General features: G+C 71.4%; 5 protein-coding genes and 1 pseudogene. 1 reads left to right on the top strand and 5 read right to left on the bottom strand.

Translation table 11 applies throughout. The features are described from left to right. Positions 1-133: pseudogene (locus ACY45C_RS17725) on the top strand (IS5 family transposase); the annotation flags it as partial. Between the two features lie 63 nt (positions 134-196). Here ACY45C_RS17725 and ACY45C_RS17720 read toward each other — a convergent pair. The 5 genes from ACY45C_RS17720 to ACY45C_RS17700 form a co-directional block, all read right to left on the bottom strand. After that, complete coding sequence (locus ACY45C_RS17720) at positions 197-1207, bottom strand: class I SAM-dependent methyltransferase (RefSeq protein WP_462188669.1); 1011 nt, start codon at positions 1205-1207, stop codon at positions 197-199. A gap of 73 nt (positions 1208-1280) precedes the next feature. Continuing rightward, a complete protein-coding gene (locus ACY45C_RS17715) occupies positions 1281-3140 on the bottom strand; it encodes a protein kinase domain-containing protein (RefSeq protein ID WP_462188668.1) in 1860 nt (619 codons plus the stop codon). Positions 3141-3437: 297 nt separating this feature from the next. Further along, positions 3438-4871: a serine/threonine-protein kinase gene (locus ACY45C_RS17710; RefSeq protein ID WP_462188667.1), complete on the bottom strand. Its 1434-nt coding sequence runs from the start codon at positions 4869-4871 to the stop codon at positions 3438-3440. Positions 4872-4955: 84 nt separating this feature from the next. Next, positions 4956-6119 (bottom strand): TAXI family TRAP transporter solute-binding subunit, encoded by a 1164-nt coding sequence (locus ACY45C_RS17705; RefSeq protein WP_462188666.1) that lies wholly within the window; start codon positions 6117-6119, stop codon positions 4956-4958. 208 nt (positions 6120-6327) lie between these two features. Next, complete coding sequence (locus tag ACY45C_RS17700) at positions 6328-7869, bottom strand: hypothetical protein (RefSeq protein WP_462188665.1); 1542 nt, start codon at positions 7867-7869, stop codon at positions 6328-6330. Between the last annotated feature and the right edge of the window lie 166 nt (positions 7870-8035).

Genomic DNA, 8035 nt, shown 5'->3' with positions numbered 1-8035 from the left:
GCGCCACGCCGTGGAGTGCGGCATCAACCGGCTCAAACGCCACCGGGCGGTCGCGACCCGCTACAATAAGCTAGCCGTCCGCTACGAAGCACCAGCCACCATCGCCGCGATCAACGAATGGCTGCCCCGATGAACTTCCCAAACAGGCCCTAACGGCGAATCCGGGGCTCACCATAACGGGGGGGATCGGGCCGTCTCACCGCACCCTGGGGCGTTGTGTGCATAGTGTGCCAGCCCGTTGCCGCGTTGAGTCGGTGGCCTGGTGTGCGCCGCATTCGTACTGATCGGCGCCCGATGCCCCGGAAGGGAGCTGAGTTACGAAGATTGAGGTGGAGGGGACGTACCTGCCCCGGATCGGTCCCCACTGCCCCCAGGTCCGCTCCTGGCCGGGAGGCCATTCCGGTTCGATGACGTCGAGCAGGATCAGTCCCGCGGCGACGATCTCGCGGACCCGGTCGCCCATCGTGCGGTGCGTCTCGGTGTAGATCGCGGTGCCCTGCTCGTCGTGCTCGGTGTAGGCGCGTCGGTCGAAGTAGCTGTGGAAGACCCGCAGGCCGTTCTCGTCCGGGTCATCCGGCAGGCACCAGACGAACGGATGGGTCGTGGAGAACACCCAGCGGCCACCCGGCCGCAGCACCCGGGCGATTTCCCGCATCACGGTGCCACTGTCGGCGACGAACGGGACCGCGCCGAACGCCGAGCAGGCCACGTCCACGCTGGCGGCCGCGAACGGGAGCGCCGCGGCGTCCGCCTGGACGAGTGGCACGTTGATACCGGTGCGGATCCCGAGCGCGCGGGCCTGGTCCAGCTGACCGCCGGACAGGTCGAACCCCACCACCCGGGCGCCCTGCCCGCGCAGCCAGCGCGCGCACTGCGCGCCGCCGCAGCCGACTTCCAGGACCACCTTGCCGGCGACGTCGCCGAGCAACCCGATCTCGGACTCCCGCAGTCCCTCCGGGCACCAGCAGAAGTCGCTGTCGCCGAGGAACGCGCCGTGCTCCGACTGGTAGTCCGCCGCGGCATCGTCCCAGTAGAAGCGGCTCGCCCGGCGGGCCGTGCCCGGGTCGATGTCACGGTAGCCATAGGCTGGCAGCGGCGCGGAGCCGTCCTGATCGGCGTGGCTCGGGCTGGTGCGGTCGGTCGGGCCGGTGGTGTCGGTGCTGTCGATTGTGCCGGTGCTGCCGGCGATGTTGTCTGGACTTTTCACGGTGACCCATGCTGGCACCCGGGCCCGCGGCCACACCGCTCGGGATGGGCGTTAGGTCACGATCGGAGCCTGTTTACGAAGCGTGATGGGTGACGGCCGCGCCGATCACCGCGCGGTCCTCGGTGATGGTGACCGGCGTGTACACCACCATGCCGGTGGGGTTGCGGTCGACGAGACGTCCGCGGCGGCTCTCCCCGACAAGACGGGCCCGGCCCTCCAGCGAGCCCACGCCCACCTCGTGGTCGGCCGGGCCGAACGGGCCGGTACCGACCAGCCCGGCCTGCTCGGGAACCTCGGTCACGTAGATCCGCACGATCGCTCCGGGCACGGTCGTCCAGCGCAGGACGGTGCCGCCCAGGGTGGAATGGGCCTCCAGATCCACCACCGCGCGCGGCCGTGTGACGACCCGCACCAGCACCTCCGCGGCACCCGACGGGGCGGCGAGACTATCCGAGGCGTCCGCCCCGGCGACCCACACCTGGTAGCGGTAGATCGCGCCGGGTGCGGTGTCCTGGTCGAGGAAATAGCCGTCGGATCCGCGGAACCGGCGCTTCGCGCCCGACAGCGGGGAGGTCTCGGCGAAGGTCCGTTCGATGATGACGCAGCTCTGCCCCGGAACCGGACGCCAGGACAGCGCGACCGCGTCGTCGATCATACTTGCCCGCAGCGCCGTGACGGGGGGGAAGAGCGTGCGGGTCGGGGTGCGGACCGGTACGGACCGCAGCTGGCCGGATTCGCCGGACACCGTGGTGACCACCTCGTGCCAGTGCGGGACGCCCCTGGGCACGCCGGCGTCGAACAGCTCGGTGGCCGTGGTGATGCCCAGGCTGCGTTCGCGGCGGCCGCCGGGGGCCGTGGGATCGACGAGAACACGCGACACCCGGTAGGAGGCGCCCTGCGTGGCCGACGGTTCCCATCGGAGCAGGACCGCGCCGTCCTGCTCCACCGCGGTGAGCTCCATCGGGGCGGCGGGATAGCCGGTCTGCGGCGCGTCGGGATCGACGTGCCCGCCGGACACCTGGCTGGGCACCTGGGTGGGCGCCGCTCCGGCGGTGGGCCCTGGACGCCAGGACAGCTCGTCAACGTGGGCCGCCCGACGCGGCGGATCGGCCCGGGCCGCCCGGGTGAGCAGCTCGCGCGCCCGGGCCGGGGTCATCCGCCGGCCGGGGTCCTTCTCCAACAGGCCGTCGAGCACCGCGGCCAGCTCGCCGGCCCGGTGCGCCGGGGCGGGCGGGTGCAGCAGGATGGCCGCGAGCATCGCGCCGAACGTGTCCCGCTCGAACGGCGGCCGGCCATCGACGGCGAAGTACAGCGTGCCGCCCAGGCTGAACAGGTCCGCCTCGAAGGTGGCGGGCTGGTTGTTCAGCCGCTCCGGCGCCATGTAAAGGGGGGTCCCGAGGACACCGGTGACGGTGAGGGTCGGGTCGCCGTCGCCGGTGGCGATGCCGAAGTCGGTGAGCACGACCCGTCCGTCGGTCCCGATCAGGACGTTCGACGGCTTGACGTCACGGTGAACGATGCCATGCGCCCGTGCCGCGACGAGGGCGTCGAGCACCGCGGTCCCGATCCGGGCGACCTCGGCGACGGGCAGGGGCCCGTCGGACCGGACCACCTCGAACAGGGACCGAGACGGCACGAGCTCCATCACGATCCAGGGCAGGCCGTTCTCCAAGAGCACGTCGAGGATGGTGACGACATGCGGATGGCTGCGAAGCTTGGCCGCGTGGCGCGCCTCCCGCAGGGCGCGTTCGACCCGGTCCGCGCGTTCGGCCTCGGCGACTCCGCCGGCGAACTCGATCTCCTTGAGGGCTGCCTCGGTCTCCAGCACGGAGTCGAAGGCACGCCACACCGTCCCCATCGCACCCGCACCCAGCCGCGCGACGAGTCGGTATCGGCCCGCCACCATACGGTTGCCTACCGGAACGGTAGCCACGACACCCCCTTGGCTTCCTCCATTGTCGCAGGACAGCTTCCCAGGTGGACGGAAATATCGAGACGCTGCCGGGCAGCCCGCTCGCCGGGAGCCCGTGGACCGGGGCACCCGCGTGACCCCGGGCCGGGGTCGGGTCGGGTGAGGCCGGGCTGGGCCGGGGGCGGGTCGGTCAGGACGGGTCGGGGCGTTCCGGCACGAGGCGCTGGCCGGGGGCCGCGGCGCCGGGCGGGCGCAGGGTCGCCTCGGCGGTGTCCGTGCCGGCTTCCCCACCGGTGTTCGGGTGGGAGGCCGGGTGGGTCAGTTCCAGGAGCCGGTGTGACCCCCCCGGCTCGCCCGGCCCGCCCGGCCCGTCGGTTCCGGGCCGACCCCCGGGGCCGGCCGGGACGGCGCCATGGCGCCCGCGAAGGCCGTGGCGACGATCAGGGCGCCGGCAACCGACAGCAGTACCCGATTCGGCTCGTCGACATCCAGGACGCGCGCGAGCAGCAGACCGGCCCCCGACCCGCTCACCGCCGCGGCCACGGTCGTCAGGACGCCGATCCGGCGGTCACTCAGGAAGGTCATTTGTCCGCAGATGAAGCCGATCATCGTGGCGGCCACCGGTCCAACGACGGCATGGCCGGTCCGCTCGGTCCCAGCGGCCCAGACCCCGGCCGCAGCGGCCAGACCGGTCAGGGTGAGCAGCGCGGTCAGGACCGATGACCGTGACGAGGACCGGAAAGGACGTGAAGGACGTGAAGGACGGGAAGGACGCGAAGGACGCGCGGGCCCGGCTGGGGGAAATGGCGGCGTCGGGACGGGTGAGGGTTTGGGGGGAGGGGTTGCCGGCGGGCCGGGATTCGGGGTCGGCCGGGTCTGCTCGCGGTTCGGTTCCGCGGCCGTGACCGGGGGGACGCCGTTGCTGGCGTCGGCCGTCTCCCTGGGGGAGAGCCGCTGGGTGAGCAGGCGGACGAGCTCGCCGGCGGAGGGCCGGTGCCCGGGGTTCTTCGTCAGGGCGCGGCGAACGGGACCGAGCAGCCGCTCGGGCACGCCGTCGAGCTCCGGCTCGGTCGAGCTGATGTGCAGTGCCACGATCTCCGGCGCCTCGCCGCGGAAGGGACGTCGCCCAGTCGCGGCGAAGACCACGCAGCATCCCCAGGCGAAGACGTCCGCGGCCGATCCCGCCTGCTGGCCGTTGATCTGCTCGGGGGCCATCCAGGCCACGGTCCCGACGAGTTCGCCCGCCTGGGTGTAGCCGGTGTAGTCGGCCGACCGGGCCACCCCGAAGTCGATGACCTTGGGACTGGCCCAGGACATCACGATGTTCGCCGGTTTGAGGTCGCGATGCACCACGCCGGCGGTGTGGATCGCCTCGAGGGCCGTGGCGAGACCGATCGCGAGCCCATCCAGAGAGCGGCCCGTGAGCGGGCCGCTCTCCTGGACGGCGGCGTGCAGGGTGGGGCCCGCCACGTATTCGGTCGCGAGCCAGGGCTTCGGCCCGTCCACCTCGGCCCTGATCACCCGGGCGACGGTGTCGGCCTGCACGTCCCGGGCAGCCGAGACCTCGGAACGGAAGCGGGCACGGCACTCGGGGTCACTGGCATGCACCTCGTGCGGCACCTTTACCGCGACGGGCTGGTCGTCCGGCCCGAATCCCAGGTAAACAACGCCCATGCCGCCGGCGCCGATGCGATTGTGCAGGCGATAGGGCCCTATCACCCGCGGGTCGGTGTCGTTCAGTGGTCTTAGCACGGCTGGTCCTCGAGCGTCCCTGTCCCCGGCAGCACTGTCCCCGGCGGCGCTGCCTTTGGCGGCGCTGTCACGTTGGTGGCGCTGTCACGTCGCACCACAGCCCGGTGGGCGTCGGAATCTCTGAACGTAGTATTCCGTGGCGGCCCGATGCAACGGTATATAGCAGAAAAGCGGTCCTTCGTAGACGGACAGCGCGTCCGGGACCGTCCGTCCCCCGGGGTTGTCGCCCCACAGCGCCTCTGCGTAGTCCTGCGGATCCCGGAACAGTTCGGCGGTCGCCCGCCTGACCAGTACCGGATCGGCGTCCGCATGGGCGAGCAGGCCGTTGGGGATTGTGACGGTCCGGACCGGCGGGATCTCCCGGTAGTCGTCGGGCCCGAGGCTTCCGGTGCCGAAGACCGGCCCGGCGAAGAAGTGCCCGCGGGACCGGTAGAACTGGTCCCAGTCGGCGGTGATGCCGTCCTGGTAGCTGGACAGGTCGAGCAGGCGCAGCCGGGCGCCACCGGCGATGGCGTTCTTGATCTGCCGGGTTCCGGCTTCGCCCGCCCAGACCACCGCGTCCACCTTCCCGGCGGACAGGCGGCGCAGGGCCTCGTCGATGGAGGATTCGTCCAGCTCGCCGCGGCAGTCCTCGGACAGGGCCACCCGCAGGAGCACCTCGCTGATCTGCCGGACCCCCGATCCCGGCCGGCCGGCGGCGATGGGTCGATGGCAGAGATCGGCGAAGCGGGTGATGTCGACGTCATCCGACCTGCTGGTGGGGCCGCGCACGATCACGTGCAGCAGGTCCTGATGGATGGGGCCGAGGGTGCGCAGACCCGCCACCGGGTGGCCACCGCGGTTCGGATCGAACTGGTTGACCCCCTCCGCCGCGTCGACCGTCGTGTTGAGCTGCGCGATCGCCAACCCGCAGACGCGGCTGTCGGGTGATTCCAGGTCATAGATGTTCTCCGTGGAACCCGCTGTTTCCACGACGTCCACGTCGAAGTGTTCCGGGGCGGCTTGCAACCGGGTCCGCAGTACCCGGGCAAACTGATTATAGGGTGACCCGACGTTGCCGGTGAAGATCTGTACCGAAGCACAGGCGGATCGGCCCGCCGGCGGCCAGGCGGCCGCCCTGGAACGATCGGACGTGGCAACGACCGAAGTGACGACGGCGACGGCGAGAACCACACCGATCACCACGGTGAGGCGTTGCCGTCGGGTCAGCCTTTCCGGCCGGGACCCGGCCGGTTGGTCCGTCGACACCGCGCATCCTCCGCTCTGGGATGTGGATCACTGACGACCATGGTCGCGGAATGCGGGAAATCGTAGAGGAATCGGCAGAGCAGGTTCACGGCCGGGGTGCGGTGGTAAAGCGCCCGGCTGCCAGCTTCTCGGAAACGCTTCCGGGGTGCGATTCCCTGCGGGCCTTCGGGCTTGTCCGGTGGACGACACGGGGTCACCGGTGGCGAGGTCAACGTCCGGCTTCCCGGCCTGGGAGCCACAGGTCGACTCCGCCGACGCGGCGGGGAGCCACGCCGACGAGTTCGCGCAGCAGCGTGCGTAGCTCGGCGGTCCGTCGCGCCGGTCCCAGCACGACGGCGTCCGGGGCCAGCCGTTTGTAGGCCGCCCGGAGCCGCGGCGATCCCGACATGGCAGCGGCGGTCGTCGCGCCGTTGTCGATGTCGATGAGGGCGGACGTCAGCGCGTCCGGCGGGCTGTGCAACGCCGCCCGGCCGTCGGGCCCGGGGACGGTGCAGTAGCAGCCGGGGATGACGAACCGGAAGTTCGCCCTGGCTTGCCACAGCATGGCCTCGGCGTTCTGGGGATGGGGAAAGGGGACGACGAGTGCGGTGGCACCCTCCGGAATCAGGGTCACCCCGTCACCAGTGAAGAACGCGGGCGTCGTCATCGACGTGGTGAGCATCGGGGCGGGGACGAGTGCCACCAGGGCAGAGAGTGTCAGCACGCCGGCTCCCACCCGGACGGTCCTGGTCCGGGCCCGAGCGGGGATCCCCCGTCCGGGGTCCAGGTCGGCGGGCGCCGTCCGGTTCGACGGCAGCCGGTCGAGCCCGGTCGCCACCACGATGGCCGCGCACATCATCACGTATAACGCCAGGCGGGAGGGCAACGCGTTCCCGAGCACCGGCACGTGCTGAAGGGGCAGCCACGGGAGGGGAACGCCGGTGTCCCGGCCGTCGACATGCAGGTGACCGCCGAGGGAGAGCACGGCCATGACCACGCCGAGGGGAGCGAACACCCCGACCAGCGGAGGCCGGCGCGCACCACCCGTCGTGACGACGACCATGACGACCACGATGATCAGGACGATCAGTGGAGCGCCCAGATAACCGCTGACCTCGACCGCGTTCCCCGTGAAACCGAGGCTGTGGCGCAGCGCGTCGTCCGGGGCGACGGCCTGCATCGGCGTCGGCGTGACGAAGGTCAGCAGATCCGTCACGGCGATTCCATCGGGTTGGATCGAGCCGTGGATCCGCTGGGCACCCAGGAACTGGGTGCCCAGCGGCCAGGCGAGCGCGGCCGCGGCGACTCCGCCGGCCGTGGCGAGGCCGGTCAGGGCCGGTCGTAGCCGCGATCGGATCCGATCGCGATGATGTACGGCGAGGATCACAAGACCGAACGTGGCTGCCAGCGCGGATGTGGCGAGCAGCTCCTCGCCGATCAGCGCCTGGGCGGTGATCGCCAGACCGAGCAGGACGCCGGTGCGCCGCGGCCCCCGCCCGCGGACCACGAGATCGTCGAGGAGTAGCAGGAGAACCGGCGGGAACGGTGCGAAGGTCAGATGCAGATGACCGTAGGACGCGCCGATCATGTACGGTCCGAAGCCGTACAGCAGGCCGGCCAGCGCCGCCGGTCCCGGGCGTACCCATCGGCGCAGCACCCAGAACAGGGCGAATCCGCTGATCACGGGCGCCAGGGTCAGCAGCACCGTCAGCGTGGTCACGGGGCCGCCCAGCAGCGTGATCGGTGCGGCCAGCGCGCCCAGTAGGAGCACGGGTGTGCTCCACAGGACGTCGGCCCCGTCGGGGACGTTGATGTGGTGCGTCAGGAACGGGTTGAGCCCGTCGGCGAGCGCGTGCGGCGTCTAGCTCTGTCTTCCGCACATGGGGTTTTGATGCGTTGACCGGCCTGGTTTCCGATCAAGCTGGCCGGGTCGGATC

Source organism: Frankia sp. CcWB2 (genome assembly GCF_977927585.1).
Note: the sequence above shows the minus strand (reverse complement) of the source record. Positions and strands in the feature narration are given on the sequence as shown.